This is a genomic window from Bradyrhizobium sp. CAR08 (genome assembly GCF_052871955.1).
In genome coordinates this window covers 132836-150625 of the sequence record NZ_JBIXJX010000016.1, presented here as the reverse complement: position 1 = coordinate 150625, position 17790 = coordinate 132836, and the positions used below count along the sequence as shown (strand labels likewise).

The 17790-nt window shown below is 60.3% G+C and carries 21 protein-coding genes; 11 read left to right on the top strand and 10 right to left on the bottom strand.

Annotated features, from left to right (window positions below):
• Positions 1-3: 3 nt before the first annotated feature.
• The 3 genes from ACIPUD_RS29790 to ACIPUD_RS29780 form a co-directional block, all read right to left on the bottom strand.
• Positions 4-1527: an O-antigen ligase family protein gene (locus tag ACIPUD_RS29790; protein ID WP_446482040.1), complete on the bottom strand. Its 1524-nt coding sequence runs from the start codon at positions 1525-1527 to the stop codon at positions 4-6.
• Between the two features lie 28 nt (positions 1528-1555).
• A complete protein-coding gene (locus tag ACIPUD_RS29785) occupies positions 1556-2017 on the bottom strand; it encodes a hypothetical protein (RefSeq protein ID WP_446482039.1) in 462 nt (153 codons plus the stop codon).
• A gap of 293 nt (positions 2018-2310) precedes the next feature.
• On the bottom strand, positions 2311-3513 hold the full coding sequence (locus ACIPUD_RS29780; RefSeq protein ID WP_446482063.1) for a polysaccharide biosynthesis/export family protein: 1203 nt from the start codon (positions 3511-3513) through the stop codon (positions 2311-2313).
• Between the two features lie 271 nt (positions 3514-3784).
• Here ACIPUD_RS29780 and ACIPUD_RS29775 point away from each other — a divergent pair, with 271 nt between their 5' ends.
• The 3 genes from ACIPUD_RS29775 (at position 3785) to ACIPUD_RS29765 (ending at position 6118) form a co-directional block, all read left to right on the top strand.
• Positions 3785-4321, top strand: a complete 537-nt coding sequence (locus ACIPUD_RS29775; RefSeq protein WP_446482062.1) for a hypothetical protein — start codon at positions 3785-3787, stop codon at positions 4319-4321.
• Between the two features lie 74 nt (positions 4322-4395).
• Positions 4396-4671 carry a hypothetical protein gene (locus ACIPUD_RS29770; RefSeq protein ID WP_085359811.1) on the top strand — a complete coding sequence of 92 codons (276 nt, stop codon included), beginning with the start codon at positions 4396-4398 and terminating at the stop codon, positions 4669-4671.
• Between the two features lie 166 nt (positions 4672-4837).
• Positions 4838-6118, top strand: a complete 1281-nt coding sequence (locus ACIPUD_RS29765; RefSeq protein WP_085359809.1) for a hypothetical protein — start codon at positions 4838-4840, stop codon at positions 6116-6118.
• A 10-nt stretch (positions 6119-6128) separates the two neighbouring features.
• Here the strand turns inward: ACIPUD_RS29765 and ACIPUD_RS29760 are convergent, their stop codons facing one another.
• Positions 6129-6752 carry a transglutaminase-like cysteine peptidase gene (locus ACIPUD_RS29760; protein ID WP_085359807.1) on the bottom strand — a complete coding sequence of 208 codons (624 nt, stop codon included), beginning with the start codon at positions 6750-6752 and terminating at the stop codon, positions 6129-6131.
• A gap of 192 nt (positions 6753-6944) precedes the next feature.
• Here ACIPUD_RS29760 and ACIPUD_RS29755 point away from each other — a divergent pair, with 192 nt between their 5' ends.
• Together ACIPUD_RS29755 and ACIPUD_RS29750 are read left to right on the top strand one after the other, a co-directional pair.
• The gene (locus tag ACIPUD_RS29755; RefSeq protein ID WP_085359805.1) at positions 6945-7682 is read left to right on the top strand and encodes a metallophosphoesterase family protein; all 738 of its coding nucleotides are present in this window, start codon (positions 6945-6947) and stop codon (positions 7680-7682) included.
• Positions 7683-7865: 183 nt separating this feature from the next.
• Positions 7866-8405 (top strand): hypothetical protein, encoded by a 540-nt coding sequence (locus ACIPUD_RS29750; RefSeq protein ID WP_231188850.1) that lies wholly within the window; start codon positions 7866-7868, stop codon positions 8403-8405.
• A 41-nt stretch (positions 8406-8446) separates the two neighbouring features.
• Here ACIPUD_RS29750 and ACIPUD_RS29745 read toward each other — a convergent pair whose 3' ends face one another.
• Positions 8447-8896, bottom strand: coding sequence for a hypothetical protein (locus ACIPUD_RS29745; protein WP_446482038.1), 450 nt, complete (start codon positions 8894-8896; stop codon positions 8447-8449).
• 142 nt (positions 8897-9038) lie between these two features.
• On the opposite strand from ACIPUD_RS29745, the gene ACIPUD_RS29740 reads away from it, so the two are divergent.
• Together ACIPUD_RS29740 and ACIPUD_RS29735 are read left to right on the top strand one after the other, a co-directional pair.
• Positions 9039-9287: a hypothetical protein gene (locus tag ACIPUD_RS29740; RefSeq protein WP_446482037.1), complete on the top strand. Its 249-nt coding sequence runs from the start codon at positions 9039-9041 to the stop codon at positions 9285-9287.
• A 902-nt stretch (positions 9288-10189) separates the two neighbouring features.
• A complete protein-coding gene (locus ACIPUD_RS29735; protein ID WP_446482036.1) occupies positions 10190-11413 on the top strand; it encodes a hypothetical protein in 1224 nt (407 codons plus the stop codon).
• Between the two features lie 20 nt (positions 11414-11433).
• Here the strand turns inward: ACIPUD_RS29735 and ACIPUD_RS29730 are convergent, their stop codons facing one another.
• The 3 genes from ACIPUD_RS29730 to ACIPUD_RS29720 all read right to left on the bottom strand — a co-directional run bounded on the left by ACIPUD_RS29730 (position 11434) and on the right by ACIPUD_RS29720 (position 12646).
• Positions 11434-11709 carry a hypothetical protein gene (locus tag ACIPUD_RS29730; RefSeq protein ID WP_083926416.1) on the bottom strand — a complete coding sequence of 92 codons (276 nt, stop codon included), beginning with the start codon at positions 11707-11709 and terminating at the stop codon, positions 11434-11436.
• A gap of 203 nt (positions 11710-11912) precedes the next feature.
• The gene (locus tag ACIPUD_RS29725) at positions 11913-12329 is read right to left on the bottom strand and encodes a hypothetical protein (protein WP_018456120.1); all 417 of its coding nucleotides are present in this window, start codon (positions 12327-12329) and stop codon (positions 11913-11915) included.
• Positions 12330-12370: 41 nt separating this feature from the next.
• Positions 12371-12646, bottom strand: coding sequence for a hypothetical protein (locus ACIPUD_RS29720; protein ID WP_018456121.1), 276 nt, complete (start codon positions 12644-12646; stop codon positions 12371-12373).
• Between the two features lie 999 nt (positions 12647-13645).
• Here ACIPUD_RS29720 and ACIPUD_RS29715 point away from each other — a divergent pair.
• From ACIPUD_RS29715 to ACIPUD_RS29705, 3 genes are all read left to right on the top strand, one after another.
• Positions 13646-13819 carry a hypothetical protein gene (locus ACIPUD_RS29715; protein WP_162847250.1) on the top strand — a complete coding sequence of 58 codons (174 nt, stop codon included), beginning with the start codon at positions 13646-13648 and terminating at the stop codon, positions 13817-13819.
• Between the two features lie 600 nt (positions 13820-14419).
• Complete coding sequence (locus ACIPUD_RS29710; RefSeq protein WP_317245025.1) at positions 14420-16009, top strand: EAL domain-containing protein; 1590 nt, start codon at positions 14420-14422, stop codon at positions 16007-16009.
• 120 nt (positions 16010-16129) lie between these two features.
• Complete coding sequence (locus tag ACIPUD_RS29705) at positions 16130-16495, top strand: VanZ family protein (protein ID WP_204513754.1); 366 nt, start codon at positions 16130-16132, stop codon at positions 16493-16495.
• Positions 16496-16537: 42 nt separating this feature from the next.
• On the opposite strand, the gene ACIPUD_RS29700 is transcribed toward ACIPUD_RS29705, so the two are convergent.
• On the bottom strand, positions 16538-16984 hold the full coding sequence (locus ACIPUD_RS29700; protein ID WP_085359795.1) for a CHRD domain-containing protein: 447 nt from the start codon (positions 16982-16984) through the stop codon (positions 16538-16540).
• A gap of 147 nt (positions 16985-17131) precedes the next feature.
• Positions 17132-17416 carry a hypothetical protein gene (locus tag ACIPUD_RS29695; RefSeq protein ID WP_247475214.1) on the bottom strand — a complete coding sequence of 95 codons (285 nt, stop codon included), beginning with the start codon at positions 17414-17416 and terminating at the stop codon, positions 17132-17134.
• Between the two features lie 239 nt (positions 17417-17655).
• On the opposite strand from ACIPUD_RS29695, the gene ACIPUD_RS29690 reads away from it, so the two are divergent.
• Positions 17656-17778: a hypothetical protein gene (locus tag ACIPUD_RS29690; protein WP_256474595.1), complete on the top strand. Its 123-nt coding sequence runs from the start codon at positions 17656-17658 to the stop codon at positions 17776-17778.
• Positions 17779-17790: the final 12 nt, after the last annotated feature.

Sequence of the window (17790 nt, the reverse complement as noted above, 5' to 3'; positions counted from 1 at the left end):
TACTTATTCTAAAGACTTCGTAAACGACGCAACTGCTTCAGATCTAGACACTTTTATGGATTTCCGAGACTCGCCGGCGACCCTCGCTGCAAGGTTTGGTCTCCGGCGGGTATACTCTACAAGTTCATTTTGGAAGCCTTGTGACCCTTTGCGTGTTCGGAAGGATTGAGCCAGCCCGACACCGAAAAGTGCAAAGAATGGAATAGCGTATCCGGAAATTTGGAGCGTGAAATCCAGACAGGAATGAAGCAAGGAGAGCGTCGCGGTGGCCGCTGCCGCCAAGGGTATAACGAGGTCTCTTCGCCGGCTAAAAACCCCGTTTGCGAGAACAGCCAACATACCAACCCAACCGGCCGCGATCAAAAGTGCCAAGGGGATGCCAACGTCGGAGGCTAACTCGAGCGGTGTGGAGTGAGCGCGATCCCAAACCCCGCTGATTGAGATGTTTGGGCTTCGATACGGAGGGAATGCCCATCGAAAGGTGCCCAGGCCGGTCCCGAACCAAGGGTTGTCAGCGATAATCCGAAGTGTCGATTTCCAGGCCTCTACGCGGCCCTCGTCGACCAGGCCTTGGCTATCGAAGCGGCTAGAGACCTGCCCGCCGAGCAATTGCAAGAGGCCAAGCGCAACGGCGACACCGGAGCCGAGCGATATCCAGATGCCAGTGCGTGGCGGCAAGTCCTTTCTAAGGAGAACGGTTGTCGAGACAATCATCGCGAGCAGCGAAAGACCGACGCCGGCACGCGAGGTCGTCATGAACATCGCCGTGAGGCAGATCAGGAGTGCCGCGAGCGGCGAAAGGACCTCGCGCGGCGGAATCGCACGCAACTCGAGCGGCAGACGTCGCCACTCGATGTGCCGTTCGGGCAAGCGATGGCGAACGTCCTCAAGGATCAAGAGCATCCAAATCACCGCGCAAGAGCCGAAGTAAGTTGCCGCCGTGTTACGGTTGATGAAGGTGCCGGTGACGCTGCCCATATAGGCCGTCTTGTCCCGCCACAGTATCATGGTTGGCTCGATCAGAAATGAGGCGATGCCGTAGAACGCATAAGCCGCGCCGGAAATCGCGATTACCCAGAGCAGCCATCGCGCCCGCTCGCGACTGGCGCCGACGGTGATGCCGAGAATGATGGCGAGGATGTTGGCGAGCGGAGCGCCGAGCGCGAAGAACGCCTCGTTCTTCACGATCGAGGCCGAAGGCGCGATCGGAACGCCCAAAAGGTCGGAAGCTTGCTTCCAGATTGGATTGAGTGGCGCCAGCCAGGGATGATCGGAGAGCTGCTCGTGCAGCATGAAGGCGTACCCCGCAACGATGACTCCTACGCCGGCGAGCAGCCAGACGTGCTGCCGGCGCAAATCGCCCGTCGGCGCGAAGATCAACGCAACACCGAGACAGAGACACCAGAACGCGATCGACAGGTCATTGGTCGAGCCGAATGGAAACGGCGCGCCGGCGACAACGAAGTAAAGAAGGAAGGCAGCCGGAAGGCTCCAGGACCAGCGGATGTGGGGAAGTCGAAGGCGCATCGTCGTCCAGGAGACCTTTGCTCTAGCTCTAGAGAAAGCAATCGATCGGATAGATCTTCAGATCCACGTTCAAGCGGCTAATCCGGGTCTGCGCCCGGAATGCATAGAATACCCCAAAGTTGTCACTCCCCGGCTCGAGTTTTATTCCAGGGGTTAATTCGTCGGGCGGGACTAGGACGCCGATGTGCCGGTTGACGGCGGAAATCTCGATCCGCCTCTCCCCCTCGGAAAAATGCCCGCCGAGCTGGGTCACGGTGACCTTCGGCAGGCCACGGCGCTGATGACAGAGATCCTCCTCCCAAAGTTTGGTCTGCGGGACCAGCGGTTTGCCTGCGCCATCGGGGACAACGATATCCGGGAATGAGGGGCGCAGCATGCCGAAGAACTTGCTCTCCTTGGAGTTCGCCGACAGCCGGACGGTGAACGACAGCTCCCCCTTGGCTCCGCGCAGGCGCGTTAGGCTCGGGGCATCAGGCTCGGCGGAGACCATCACGTCGATCCGGTGGCGGACGCCTAGCTCTGCAGCGGCTCCGCGAGCCTTCCCGTGCGGTGCAGACCCGAAGATGACTGGGACGAGAGCTAATAGACGCCAGAATATTCGAACGCGCATGAAGCCCCTTGCAACACTGCGGGGTGACCAATGACCCGGCGGGTCACCGCTCAGTGGCGCCTTGATCCTATTCCAAACTGCTCGCCGCAGCAGAATCGCTTGATTGCTAAACGAAAATAGCACCGGGACAAAGCCCCGGTGCCATCGTCTCGCGGATCAGGTTGGCTCCGGCCTTACGGCGCCAGCTTGATGTTGTTGCGGAAGATCAAGGCGTCGTTGGAGAGGTTCACGGCATCGCTGCCGGTCGCCATGATCACTCGCAGGAACTGCAGGAACTTGGCAGTTTCGACGTTGCGCGAATTCGAGACATAGAGCACGTCGCCATTCTTCATCATGACCTTGGTGGCCAGGAAGAAGCCACCCGGATCGCGGAAGTTCACGTTGAAGATGACCGGGATCGTCTCAGAGGTGTACTTGCTGACGTCGATGCCAAGCTGGGCAGCAACCTCACGCGGCTCGCGGCGATACAGATACACCGCAGCTGGATCGGCTTGACCATCCAAAAGACCGCCGGCCTTGCCGACCGCTTCGCCGAGGTTGATGCGCCAGGCATCGAAGTTGAATTCGCCGCTCTGACCGCTGGCACCGAACGCCAAGAACTTCTGCTGTTCGCGATAAACGTAAACGCTGTCGTCCGGACGAACATAGATGTTGTTCTCCGGGCTCATGACCAGGTTTTCGAACGGTACCGTCGCTCGCTTGCCGGCACGCTCCAGCATGACCCAGGTCTCGAAGCCCTGGCCCTTGATGCCGCCGGCGCGCGTGATCGCGTCTAGGACCTTGTCCTTGGCACCTGCCGCACTCGCCGGATAACGCGCCGGCGCGTTGACCTCGCCGAGCACGCTGATGAGCTGTGTCCGCTGCGACGACATCGCAACGACGACCTGCGGCTCGATAGCGCGATTGGCAATTTTCTCGACGATGGCACGTTGAATCGCGACCGCCGTAAGCCCGGCAGCCTTGACCTGACCGGCATACGGCACCGTGATGAAGCCGTCATTGTCGACGGCCTGGTCCGGAATCGTCACGAAGTTGCCCGGACGGACGCCGGCTTCCGCCGGAATGAACAGACCACCCGCGGCGGCTTCGAAGATGGTAACGCTGACAACGTCGCCGATGCCGAACACGATGCTCGCCGGCGGGCGACGGTCGGTAAATACGCCCGCGAGCCCCTTCGGCTCATGTGTGTGTAGGATCTTTACCGTGGCAGGATTGAGAGGGACCAACTCGTAAGCTGGCGCGCTGTCCGTCTGGATGTGGTTGTTGACGTCGTCGGTCAGGGGTCCCGACCCTGGGTTGGTCGAACAACCCCCAAGCGCCAAGCCCACGCTCAAAAGCGCCAGCGTCAAAACACGAGTCGTCGCAAATGCATGCATGAAGGCGCCCGGTGGTTCCCCAATTGACTCAATTGGTACGGTGCGCGGCGAACTGCGACAAGCCTTCGCAGCCCAAATGGCCGTTTGACAGTGCGATCGGACCGGGAGTGTTGCGCCCGCGCAACTAATCGGAACCCGCATTAACCCTTTGTGACCATTTGTTATATTCTGTGCTCGCCTTAATTAGGCAGCCGCCTATGGAACCGGCGCTCCCCAGCCGTCCAGGCATCTGCTAAAACTGAGCGCGTAACGATGGATGGTGTCTAAGTTGGTGCTTTTCGCAATTGCATTGCTCTTGGTGGGCTCGCAGGCCACATGTACCGGCGGGTCGGCTTCAAAGCAGGCTTGCCTCAGCCGACCTTTGATCCGGGTAGCCGCCCCATCCTCGATCTGGAAATTCACCCGCACCCAAGGCCCCAAAGAGGGCGAGAGCTTCGCTTCCATTTCCAAGACAGCCGAGACGATGCAGTCTGACCCGGAGTTCGCCGGCCTGATCGTCCGCTGCGCTCCCAAGGGCAAGATCGACGTGTTGGTCGCCTTGATCCGGCCGTTCCCGCCACGGAGCCACCCGCGAGTGACGATCTCCTCAACTGGCGGCGGTACCCAGACGTTCGAGGCCAGCATGGCGGCGGCCGGCGCTGCCGTCCTATTACCCGACGAAGTTTCTGCGTTCGCGGCCGGTAAGTGGCAGACGACGCCCTCGCTTTCCGTGGTGGTGAAGGAAAGTGACACCGAAATCAAAGGCGTGGTGACCCTGAGCGGGCTTCGTGAAGCCTATAATTCTCTGGCGGCAAGTTGCGGCCAATAGACAAAATTTAGCCATACGACTTAAGGGTCTTTTTAGGGTGGGGAACCTAAGGTCCGGAGCACGGAGTGTTTCGGATGACCGAGCTTTTGATCTTCAGCTTTCTCGTGGGCGCAGTTCTGGGCCAACGCTTTCGCGTCCTGGTGCTCCTGCCGCTGACATTCGTCATGCTGCTCGCCGCGATCCCGGTCGGCTGGATGGCCAATCTGGGCTTCCTTGACGGCCTGAAGGGCGTGGCGTTCGCGGCTATCGCGCTCCAGGCCGGCTATCTCTTCGGCTCGGCCGCCCGCTTTGCTCTCGCCGCCGGTCGTGCCGCCCGCGTGTTTGCCCGTCCGCTCAAGACCGCCCGCTGACCTCTTTGGCGCATCAAGAGTCCGTCTGATCCCCCGCACGCGACGCTGCCTTAATGTGGGGTTGGGTTGGGGTTGGGACCTGCGTTGGCTGCAGAGCTCTGTTTGAAAACTTGCCTCCGGCTTGTATGGTGGCCTGACCCTTTCAGGATTCCTTCCAGGCGCACGTTTGTCCTTCGCTTATTTTGCCCTCATCGTTTGCCTTGTTTCTGCATCCGCTCTCGACATTGCCGGCGCCAAATTCGGCGTACAGCTCGGGATGACGGCTACGGCCCTGGGGCTATTTGCAGCGGTCTTCAGCGCACGAAAGGCCGACTACGAGCACTATCTGCGTGCCACGGTCTGGGGCCGTTGGATCCTGATCGGCATTCCCCTTTGTATCGCGGCTCAGCTGGTGCCGCTGTGGCTGAGTTGGGCGCATCCGATCTGGGCGAGCAGCCACGATGCTCTGGCTGGCCTGTCGCTTGGGCCAGTGACGGCGGATCTCGGCCTCACCCTGAATGCGCTGTTTCAAGCCCTCGCAGCGATCTCGTTGCTCAGCGTGACCATCGTCGTGGTCCGTGACCGCAGCCGTGCCGAACTGGTGCTGTTCGTGCTGAGCGGGGTAACAGCGGTGTCGGCTCTGACCTTGGATTTGCGTCCGTTCTCATCCGCCCTTGCAACCGCCGTTCCTTCCGACCTGGCGACAACGATGGCCGGTCTTGGCGTCATGCTTAATATAGCCGTCATGCAGCTGGCCGCCGAGCGGGCCGAAACGCGCCACTCGGTCGTTCGGTCGGTCGCCATCGGCCTTTGCGGCCTTGTGGGCGCTCTGGCCAGCGCGGTCGCGGTTTTTGGCTTGTCGGGGACGAACAGCGCGATCGCCGCGGCCTTTGGCCTCGTGTTGATGTTGCTGATCCTTGTCATTCGAAGGATCGACCTATCCCCGTTGGCCGCAGGCGCGCTGTCCTTAGCCGCGCTGGTCGGAGCGATCATTGTCCTGAGCTTCTTGTTCGAAAAGAATGCAGGGCCGATTCTTTTGCGGCTCGTCGCGGAGGTGGGGGCCGAAACCAGAGCCGCGCTGGAGCGAATGTTGGCCGACACCAGGTGGTTCGGTGCGGGGGCAGGCACCTTTTCTGCCGTTGGCAGGATCTACCAAAGCGATTCCGGCGCGGCTTTGATGGCGCCCTCGACGGCTTTTGCCATCTTCGCGGATACCGGATGGATCGGTTTTTCCGCCGCGCTGCTGGCGGGCATGTTGGCTTTGGGCCGCTTGTTTTTGGGGGCTTTGCAGCGCGGCCGCGACTCGTTCTTCCCTGCGGCGGCCGCGGCCTGCCTTGTCTTCGCGCTGGTTGAGGGCTTCGCTGGTTCAGGACTGCTGCATCCGGCAGCAATCCTTTGCCTGTCAACGATCATGGGACTCGGCTTGTCCCAAAGCATCACCCAGTCCCCACGCGGCACGGGTCATTAGTCGTTCGTCGTTAGACGTCGCGATCAGCCAGTGACGCCCAGTAGGTCGGGTTCTTGGGCATTTGGATGCGGACCCACCGATAGGACTTTTTCGACCAGGGCAGGATGTGCCCGGTGAGGTTATCCAGCACGAGATCGCCGGCGAACGTGCGCACCACGACCACAAGATGATGCTCACCCCAGGTCGTCACGACCTCGCTGAGCAACACCGATCGCGCCGGGAAGCCCTTGGCAATCAGATCGTGGCGTTTTGTCACGGCGTAGTCGTTGCAGTCGCCGCTGGTGGGATGCAGCAGCCACTTCTCGCCGCGCAGCCCCTCCAAATTAGGCTCGGGTCGGATCGCGCTGTTGACCCGCCGATTGACCTCCTGAAGCTGGGCCATGCGCTCGGCCGTGAGCTTGAGACGTCCGCCCCTGAACACGATTTGCTGCGGTCGCGGCTTACACTCGCCCTCGTACTTCAGGCAAAAGAGCGTGAAAGCCATCGGCGCCAGGGTCGGCTGGTCGAACTTGATGTACTGGATGGCGCCGCGCAACGCCGACGGCGCACCGACAAAGGCGGCCTCGGCCTTGTGTTGAGCCGCCCCAGCCAACAGAGCGGCGGCAATCGCCAGGAACTTTAAAGTCTTGCGCATGTCGCGCTCCCCATTTCTTGTTGGGGAAACGCTACGGGACACGTCTTGAAATCCGGCTCAAAAGCCGAGCGATCCTTTAATCAAAACCGCTGCGACTCCGTCAGAAACAATTAAGAATACCGATGCGTAACTTGTTCTGCTATGAGCGACCATGCCCTCCATTCATGACGCCAGACCCGATTCGACCAGCTGATGGGCCTTTCCAAGCGTTTTCGTAAGAACGTCAAGCCGCGGCTCCCCGACGGCGTGAGGATCTATGCCATCGGCGATGTGCATGGACGCGCCGACCTGCTTCAGTCGCTCTTAACTGTCATCGACGCCGACCTTGCCCGCTCCGCTCCCGAACGAGCGATTCAGGTCTTTCTTGGCGACTACGTCGACAGGGGCCCGGACTCGCGCGCTGTGATTGATCTCCTGATCGAGCGCTCGAAGTCGCATGAGACAGTGTGCCTCAAGGGCAATCACGAGGTGTTCCTGCTCGAGGTCCTCAAGGACCCGGCGCGCCTGGAGGAATGGCGTCGCTACGGAGGCCTGCTGACCCTTGTTTCATACGGCATCAACCCGACGATGAATCCGACGCCGGAGCAGCAGATTGAATTGATCGAAGGGTTGAGGCAGGCGCTTCCGCGGGAGCATCTTTCGTTTCTTCAGCAGCTCCGCCCGTCCTTCGCGTGTGGCGACTTCTTCTTTGTGCACGCCGGCGTCAAGCCGGGCGTAGCCCTGGAACGTCAGAAGGAGGAGGATCTGCTCTGGATCCGCGAGGAATTCCTCGAGTCCGAAAGACGCTTCGGCAAATATATCGTCCACGGCCATACCCCGGTCAGCGTCCCGGATATCCGCTCAAACCGGATCAATATCGACACCGGCGCTTACGCGACCGGCAACTTGACCTTGCTCACGATCCAGGGCGATAGTCTGCTCGCAATTTAGGACTTTTGCAGAGTTGCTGGCCAACTCCTGCGCCCTTCCACACGGGCATCGAAATTCATCATGAGCCGCATGACCTTGCTTCGCATCATTGGCGCCTGCATCGCAGTGATGTTGCTGCTTTACGCAGCATTGGGGTTTTACGGCGATCTCACGCGGTCGAACTTTCGGGCGAGCGATTTGTTCTTGGGCGAGTTTCCGCCCGAGAAGGTCAACGTAGCCGCTTCGGGCGTTCTGGCGCCCCTTTCATTCGACGGCGACTTGCTGGCGAATTATGCGGCGGCCAAAGCCGCGGATTTTCTTCACCGTCCTGCAGCCGATGTGAACAGCAGGGCCGCCGAGAACAAGGCTGCCCAGGATGCCGTTGTTGCGGCTCTGAAAGTATCGCCCATCCGGCCCGCGCTTTGGCTGACGCTCGGCACGCTGAAGACGCAGGCGGGTGAGCTGGCGACGCCTGCAGTGAAAATGTCTTACCTGGCCGGCGCGGTGCCGATCGCCGTCGCCTTCGCACGGCTCCAAACCGTCACATCGAACGCGGCAGCAGCCGACGAAGAGATCAAGCTGCTGGCGCAATCGGACGTCCGCGCGGCGCTTGCCAACCGCTCTCGCTACGAGCAGCTCCTGATCGCTGCCTACCTGCAGGCCACGCCGCAAGGCAAGTCGCTGCTTCTGGAGACCACGCAGGGGACCGATCCCAAGTTCAATCAGATTTTGCGGCGGTACTGAAGTTCGAGCGCGAGTTAGCCTGCTGGCTTGCAGTCAATTTTTCAGCGCGTCGCTTTTGGTGCGATCGGCACGAAATCCCGCTCACGGCGCGGTTGATCCGGTCGCCCCTGGTAGACGAACATGCCCTTCTTGGTCGAGACGATGTCGCCGCGCTGCAGGCTGTCGTCGTTGAGGAGGCGTTCGGTCGCGACAAGGTCCGGATCCTCCGGGACCGGTTTATAGAGCTCTGGATGGTCCCGCCGCTCGCGCGAGAGCTCCTTGGCTCGTCGCCGCGCATCTTCGATGCGCTGACGCCACTCGTCACGGCTGACTTCCGGCTCGCTTGGTGGAAGATAGTCGCTGACCGAGGGCTCCGGTTCGGTCTGCGCAAAACACGAGGGCGGACTGGCGAGACCGAAGCCGATTGCACCGGCAACGGTCAGGACCACTCCGGCCAGCTGCCCAAGCCGCCTGGCATGAGCTAGAAAGGTGTGAGGTCGCGCGGTTGGCACGCTGTAACTCCAGGGCAGAGCGAGAAGAACGAGCAACCGCCGGAAACTTCTCGTCCATTCCCTTCAATCTATACGTTTGCCGATTGCACGAAAGCCAAATCGCGGGCAAGCTTCGTGCTTTAGCTCGCGAGGATATTGACCAGTGGTCCGCAACATTACTTTCCTGGTTCTGGTGATCTTTTTAGGCACTCACTTTGCGACAGCAGGCCAGATCGAATACCCGCAAGTGATCCATACGCAATACGAAGCCGTCGATCAAAAGACCGGGGGTCACTTCGTGCTGTGGTCAGAGCGGGAAAAGATCTTCTATGGCCTGGACCAGAAGCTTTTCCCGGGAGCTCGGTTTGTCGACATCACCCAGGTAACCCCAAGCGTGGTTCGATCACACTGACCTATGTCGAGGTGCGGACCGTCAGCAGCACGACGTCGGACTATCTGTATCTGGCAGGAAATGTCCGCTTTCGCGTCAGTGGGATGGCGCTCAAATCCAGCAACTTCCCCGCCGGCGGCGGAATGACACCCAACGCACAGTAGCCAGACTAACGCCTGCTCGACCCACTAGTCCGCGTTCTGTTGCCGTAATAGGGGCGCGCGCGCCCTCCACTGACCAGAGGCGGCTGAATCTGGCTCGGAATATTCCGCGTAGCCGTGCTCGGCGCGGGCTGCGAGGGATTGACGATAATTACATTTCGATCGGGGGTCGATGGATCATTGACCCCCTGGGCCCGAGCGCTGAGGGCCCACGTGCTTGCCGTCACAAGAAGCGTAAACGCGGTCAGGACTAATCGTTTCATAAGATGTCTCCCAAGCGAGAACATCGGGAGGCGATCACCGTTCCTTCACGGTTGCTTGGGTCGTCATTGCCGAGGCACGGCGATCAACTTGCCGTCTCTCCAGACCCCCTGAGCCGCCATCCCGCTCGGCAGCTTGCCCGGCGCCAGGTTTCGGGTGGCTGTGGGTCGTGAGGCGCTCTGGGCCGTTTGGGTTTTCTTCGTAGGGGTGGTCACGATACTGGTGCTCGTCAAATTGGCTTTGTCCTTGGTCCCTTGTGCAAAAGAAGGTTGCACCAGGAGAGCCACAAACGTGAGTGCTATGAAACCGTCGCGCATGATCAAAATACCGGAAAGAGGAGCTCATCGAACTGTCACAGCTTTCTGCCCAAAAGCAAGCCCCCGAAGCTGTTCGACATGGGCTCTTGCAAGGCTGGCGATCAGAGCGGCTTTCGCCGAGATAGGATTTTGACGCGGAAAAGCCTAGCGAAACAGCCTGTTCCGGGTTACTTGATCGGCCTTGATGACCGACCCCAGCGACACCGCCGCCGGCGCGCCAAATACGCACGCGATCAAGGCCGGGTTTGTGCGTCTCCTGTCCGGGCGGATTCGCGACATATCCAGCGACCCCCGGCAGATCCGCGAAATCGTATACGAGCTGGCTCGCATCAAGCTTCTGGAACAATTAACGCATGGCGACGCACGGGAGTCCCGCGAGCTCCAGCAAGTGCTTGAGCGCGCCATCCGGGAGGTTGAGCTTTCATTTGACCGTAGCGAGCGCGACGCGCTGTCCAAAGCGCCGGAGTTGGCGATAGACGTCGCTTCGCATCAGTCGCCACCCAGTCCCCCGGCTCCTCAGCCCGTTCCGCATCCGGCGCCCGTTCCGCCCTCGCCGCCCGTCCCGAAGCCTGCGGAAACAGGGCGCGGTTCTGTCGCACCGCCAAGCCCGCCCGACCAATCTCGGCGAAGCGGCATCCTCAACTCCCTCATCCGATTAGCCGCCATCCTGGTCGTCATTGCCGGTGCCAGCGCGGCGGTTACTTATTGGCCGCGGTTGAGGACACAATCCCTCGCATTGTGGCAGTCCGCGACGCTGTCCAAGCGCACCTCCACAAGCCCCGAGCCTCACCCCACCGGGGCTGTGACTCCATCGAGCGGTGAGAGCGTCGAACGGACACCGGATCAACCGAAGGAGCCGGTGACGCCTGCGCAACCCTCGATGCCGTTGCCAACGACCTTCGGCGTCTACGCCCTGAGCCAGGGCCAGCTCCAGGAGCTCAAGCCGGTCCCCGGGAAGATTCCGGATCGTCGTGTCGCGATCTCAGCAGCAATCACCACACCGAGCGCGACGACCCTGACAAGCGGAGATGTCAGCTTCATTGTTTTCAGGCCCGACGGTGGTGTCGATACAACCGGGACCGAGGTTCGAGTAGTCGCAAAAGTCTCCCGAGCGATGGGCGTCGATGCAACCGGGAAAGCGGCCATGGTCTCTGCCGGCGACACCTGGGTCATCCGCAGCATGTCCTTCCCTTACAAAGTAGGTCCGGTCGAGGATCAGCCGAGAATGCTATCGCTGCAGCCGGAGCAGGACGGCTTTACGCTTTCGCCGGGTCGCTACGTCGTGGTCGTCAAAGGTATGGGCTATGACTTCACGGTGGCCGGGATGCCGACTGATCCCAACCAATGCGTCGAACGCATCAATGCAACGAACGGCGCATTCTACTCCCCCTGCCCGCCGCGACGCTAAAGTGGCGCGACGCGTTCCGTTTATTTCTTGGCCTTGGCGTCTTTAGGCGCATCCGCGGGCGCATCATCGACCTTGCCGTTGTTCGTGACGCATTTGCTGAAATAATCGCGCCGCTCCTTGGCTGTCCCTGCGCTGCCGGCAGCGGGATTGCCGATTTGCTTTGGAGGAAAGGCCTTGGCCAAAGCTGCGTCGCATGCACGCGCTACTTCTACAGTGACGGCCGACGCCGTTACTGGCGCGCCAATAGCCAAAACAAATGCCAATCCCATAGACCTTTGCAAATTTCTGGAGATCACCTGGCTCGCTCCTTCAATCCGTCCGAGAACGCTGGACGGGACCATATCAAAACCGGCAGAAGAGCCAAACGGCAAAGCGGCGCCCGAATTGTCCCGTGGCAAAGCTGTTCAGCGAGAGATTATGCTTTTCGGACCGAGATATCCATCGTGCCCAAACCTGCTGCGTTTAGCAGACGGAAGGGTGCCGAGCCAAACCCTCGATCCTAGCTATTGAGCTGCGGCGGCTTCAGGTTCGGAAAGCGCGTGAGCATCGCGGTCCTGATAAACCTCAGATGAGCGATGGTGTTTGCCAATTCCTTGAGCCGCCGCTGGCCGTTGGAGATGTCGGCGGCAAAGAGATCTTGATGATGACTGTCGATCGGCTCCCGTTCGAGATATTCATCGGTGCCGTTTCCGAAGGTGACGGATGCACGCGCGAGTGCGTCATCAACACGTCGTCCGAGGCCGACCTGCTCCCTCTCCGCATCGCGCAATGCCGTATCGATCGCGACCATGACGGCATCGATTCGAACGCGGTCCGTCTCCGCATCGCGCTCGATGGTACGGGCCTTGAAGCCTTTGTCCTCACGGCGGGAGCTGAGAAAATTGTGTGCGCGCGCTCTCAGGAACAGCTGAAACATTTGGGCCATCCCACGTTCGAGATTTGGACCGCTAACATCGGTCAGACATAGTTAACAAAGCTTGAATCTTGTGGCTGCTCCGCCTGGCTTTGTACGATCCACGCCCGCCAGGCTCCTTCGTGTTTCGAATAAAGCTCAAGCCATCGAGCTTCGTGCGCCGCGGCGGCCCCATCGCCCGGACCGATTTGAACCGTCTCTCCCGATGTGATGTCCAGCGCTTCGAACTCCGCCGTTTCCGGAAGCGACAGCCCTATCAGCACCCGCTTCCCTTGCGCATCAACGAAATACCTGCGGGGCGCGTTGTGCCTTTCAGTCATTCGAATGAGCCTCGTCCATGATCCAAGGACCTGGAAGATCTTTCAGGTGTCGATCATAGGCGCGAACGAAAACCATCAAAATAACGATGCAAATTATCGCGCCTAGCAATGCAATCAGATACGTCATTTACGCCTACCCTAACGCGGGGCCCCGGAAAAATCGGGGCGGCTAAGCTTCCGCCGTGAATCGAGATGTTCTAGGTGGCATTGGCTAGGCTCTCAAGAATTGCGACAAGTTAACCTAACCGCACATGGTTATTTCGATAATGCTACAGAGATCGCTCGGCAAACAGGCCAGGCGCGAAATACCATCATTAGGAGGGCGACCGACTTCGTCCCGCCCCTGTTGCGGGAGTATAGGGCGCATAGAGACGATATCTTGCCGATCGCTTGCGTGAGCGCCACGCCCTCGCACCATAGCCGCAAGCAAAACCGCCCGCGAAGATCGAACCCAAAATCACAATTGCCAACATTTGAACGTCCCATTTTTTCGGCGCGTTCCTCCCATTGCATTTCATCTTGTCGTTGTGACGACTTCAAGATCGGCACCGCTGAAAGTGTTGCCAGCCGATGACGAAATTTGTGCAAGGAGCTGATTGAAGTTTGGTCGTTGCCGGACAGCCGCGGGCCGGGGAATGACAAAACGTCTCACTGATTGAAGTTGGATCCGGCCGGATGTTAATCGGGGTTCACGCAGTCCATGCAGCCTTCAGAACCGGCGCCCGACAATTCGGCTTCCAGCCATTCAAAGCGCGGTAACGGCCGCCGCTGATCAGCATTGACACCTCCGTGATAGTACGGAGCGACAAAGCCGGATTAGACGCGTTAAGGTTGAGCGGTTAGCTTAATCCGCGTTGTTTGTTGCGAATTCTCACTAATCACTTATCCCATCGTCTCACCGGGCTCCCCCAAGCTCGGCCCCACCCAAGCAAAGCCGTCGAGCGACATGGGTCCGCTTGGCGGCTTTGTCCTTGTCGCGACGAGAGGATGATTTCGGTTATGGCGCGCAAGCCCTGGTCGTTCAAGGAAGACCGCCGGCTGATGGAGTTGGCTAAGTCTTCGGCTTCATTGGAGGAGGCGGCGAAACAGCTCGGACGATCGCCCGATGCGATCAAGCGCATGGCCCTGCGCCTTGGTCTTTCGTTGAAAACGAAGGCGAGAAAAAAGGCCTAAGCGAGCGTGCGGCGGCGTTCCGCCAACGACGTCATGATGGCCGCGGGCGCGCGATCGCCGGTTCTGACGAAGAACGAATGCGTCGTGTTGCTGATCGGAGTAGAGCAAGGACCTCAAGGCAAGGTGAGGTCGCCGTCCGCCCCGAAGGCTAGACTCCGGCTACATGAAATAGATGCGCTCTAGCCCGGTTCGCCAGGGAACCGAACCAGCGCGCTCGCGTTGACTCCAACTTCGTCGCGAGGTCTGGCCGTGGCCCATCTTGCCATTTCCGTCATTCTGGTCTGGTTGGCTATCAATATCGCCTTCGTGGTCTTGCGCTTGCGAGCCACCCGGCCACAGCATGGTGGCAGCCCTCGGCAGGCTTCCATCGCGCCCTACAATCCCGCACCCGCTTCCCTCCGCCATCGAATGGGCCGCCAGAACTTGGGAGCGGAAGGTTAAGTAGCATTTTCGATAGGGTCCCCCGGTCCGGGGGCAGACGGGTCCCTCGCCTGCCCACCCCCAAAGGCCGGTTCCACATGCCTCGCCCGCGCATTAAACCCTATCTTAGCGCGTCCTGATTAGGATCGGCCGACGCTTCCCTCTGTTCCGCCGGGCCGAATGAGATTGCAGCGACCGACTTTCGTATTTGCGGCGTTCGTGCTCGCGAGCACGGCCGCGTTCGGCGTGGCTGGCCACTTTGCGGCAACTTCGTTCATTCGGTACCAGCAGGCCCACCAGCTCGACGAATTGACCGAGGTGGTTCTGCGTCGCGCCGAATTTGCGGTCGACTTTGCCGGCGCGAGCCTGGGCGAACTCGCGCGGCGCGATCTTGCCGATTGTGGGCCCGCGACGCTGCAGGCGATCCGGCTCCACGTCTACCAACGTTCCGCAATCAAGGATGTGCGCCTCGTCAACCCAGATGGCTCGGTGATCTGTTCGGCCTATTCCGAAACGCTGGAATTCGACAAGGGATGGATCGACCGCCGCGATATGCTTCCCTCGCACGACAAGAACCTTTCGCTCTTCCGTGTTGAGCAATTCGGCGGGGATGCTCTGGGCGTGCTCAAAGACATCAACGGCAATGCCGCATTGGTCGCCATTCTTGGCGTCAACGCCAGCCTGTTCGACATCATGCCCGCCGAGTTGCGCGCCCACAGCGAAGTGATCCTCGCGTTGAGCAACGGCGAGAAACTTGGCGAATTCCTGCTCGATCCCGACAAAGCCTTGCAGGCCCCGATCGATCTCGACAAAAATTCAGCTCGATTCCCACTCCATGCGACCATTCGCCTCGAACGCGGCATCCTCTCGACGTGGAACAACGAGGCTTACTGGCCGACGCTGGCCGTAGCATTTGCAATCGGCGCCCTTTTCGGCGGGCTTTTCGCGCGGAGCCGCCGCATGGAAGGGCCCGTCGCCGATCTCGACCGCGGGCTGGCCGCGAACGAATTCAAGCCGTACTACCAGCCCATCTTCGAGCTCAAGACCGGTCGGATCAAAGGCTGCGAGGTGTTGGCTCGGTGGCTCCTCAAAGACGGATCGGTCGTGCCTCCGATGAACTTCATCCCGCTCGCGGAATCCAGCGGCCGCATCCAGGTCATGACCTGGCAGATCCTGCGATCAGCGCTGTCGGATCTGCAGCCGCTGTTGAAAGCGAACAAGGATTTTAAGCTCTCCCTCAACGTCGTACCAAAGCATCTCTTGAGTGCGGGCTTCATTGAAACGCTCCGCCGCACGGTCATGGCGGCGCAAGTCTCCGCGCGCCAGATCGTCATCGAGGTGACCGAGCGCGACGAGCTCGACGACCTCGCACGCGCCGCAGCCGTAGTCAGCGAATTGCGGGACTACGGGTTTCGCGTCGCCATCGATGACGTCGGCGTCGGTCATAGCGGGCTATCCCGGCTCAAGGGCCTGGGCGCCAATACAATCAAGATCGACAAATTTTTCGTCGACACGATCACCGTGGACGCATCGACTGCCACGATCGTGGAGATGCTGGTCGCACTTGCGAAGGACCTCCAAATGACGGTGGTCGCGGAAGGCATCGAGACGGAGGAGCAGGTCCGGGCGCTTATTTCATCCGGCGTAGAGGAGGGGCAGGGCTATCTGGTCTCCGCCCCACTGCCCTTCCCTCGATTCAACGAGTTGGTCGAGTCACGCTGCTTGGCGCAGAGCGCTAAATTGCCGACCGACGCGGCGTTGGTGGCCTGAAAGGATTGAGCCGTTAACCCGGGACGGCAAACGCGCCGCGCCGCGCCCCTTGCTCAATCAGCCTTAACGATACTCTCATCTTTCAACGCGGCCTGGCTCCGGTCCGGCTATGGTCGTTCAATGCGCCGCAACCACCTTATCGCAGCCGCAGGCGTCTGCTTCGCGCTCATCGTCTATGCCACGCTTGCGAGACTGGCGGGGAGACCCGTGCTTATTGGCCATCACGACGCTTATTGGGTCGTCGTGATCGAGCGCTTCAGCGCCTACGGGTTGCTGGGATTTCTCTTGTCCTTCCTGTTGCCCGGTCGGCTCACCCTCGCATGCTCGCTTGTCGTGGCGGTCGCAATGGGGCTGGAAATCCTGCAAGCAATGACGCCCGATCGTGATCCGGGTTTCCTGGACGTGCTGCAAAAGGCAGCAGGCGGGACCGTCGGGGTCCTCCTCGCTCAAACAATCCTGGCCTTCTTACCGAGGCCGCCCTCCTGAGCAGATGCATGGCCTGCACGTCTGCATGGGAAGTGACCGTCCTTATTTTATCATTTGTCCGCGTAGTTCACCGCCCGGGTTCGCGGCCGTATGAATGTTGGCATACCATTTCCCAGCCAGCAGGTCCGCAGCCTGAGCTTCGGTGAGCGTTGCGCTCCCCTGAATCGGGCTTTGGACCGTCTTGAACGGCAGCACGATGCCGGCGTTCTTGCCGGGCTCCACCGGGCCGTGGAAATGTGCCCCCATGGCTGGCCCGGTCAAGCCGGCGAAGCTGACTGTGTAGGTCAGGGTTTTCGCCTCCGTATCGTAAGTCGCCTCGGCCTTGCCTGTTCCAGGCGAGTTGTTCGGAGGCACTTCATTGCTGCCTTTTAAATCGGCCTGCAACTTCACGAGCTCTGCATTTGCCGTTGCGGCTGTCATGATGATCAGCGCACCCAGCATCGCCGCTCCCAACAGTGTCGCGTAGCCTCGATCGCTGTCGTTCCTCATGGCATCCTCCTGCAGGCTCTACGGCCCGCTGCGGTTAAACCCCGGCCAGCAATGAAAATTCCGGATGGAGATTTATGCCTGATTCGGAACAACTATCGCGAGAATCTCGGCTCCCACACCCGGAGCCTGACCGATTGCGCGCGGGAGCTAAGCCGAGCGGCGCTGGCCCAGGAACTGGTTCGGCGTCAGGAGTTCTGCCATCTGCCGATGGGTGGCCTGGAGCGCCTCGATGGCACCGTCCAGATCAAAATCGGCGTCCCGGACAGAGGCGAAATATTTGGCCGTCAGCGCCAGATCGAGCTTGACGCGGGTTGCGCCGTCGCGGCTTTTGCGGCGGTCAAGTGACAAATGGATGGCCCGCATTCGTGCCTCGGCAGACGTGCAGCCGCTAAGCTCGGCGAGTTCGTCATAGGTCATCCAGATCTGTGCCATGTTTCAGTCACTCCTTTACTCGGCATCAGCTTAATTTTGGTGCTTAAAGCTTCGGTTGCCGCGATGCGCGCGCCCACCGTTTCGCAGCGATAGGGTCAATGCGAGCTAAACGAAGAAGGACGATCGTGCCGAGCCGCCGGTGGGTTGCATACAGCGAAGATCAATCTATGCTCACCAGATCGATCAACTATTGAACTGAGGCAATCGCATTGGGACAGGTCACTTCGGAAGCCCTCTCCTTGATTGATGTCGTGTCCCGTGGCGCCACGCGGCATGTCCTCGCCTTCCGCAAACGTCCCGCATGGCTGACGCTTGCGGTGCTCGTGCCGGGTGCCGATTTGGTGCTGGCCGCGGACGCATAGATGATCGTTGAT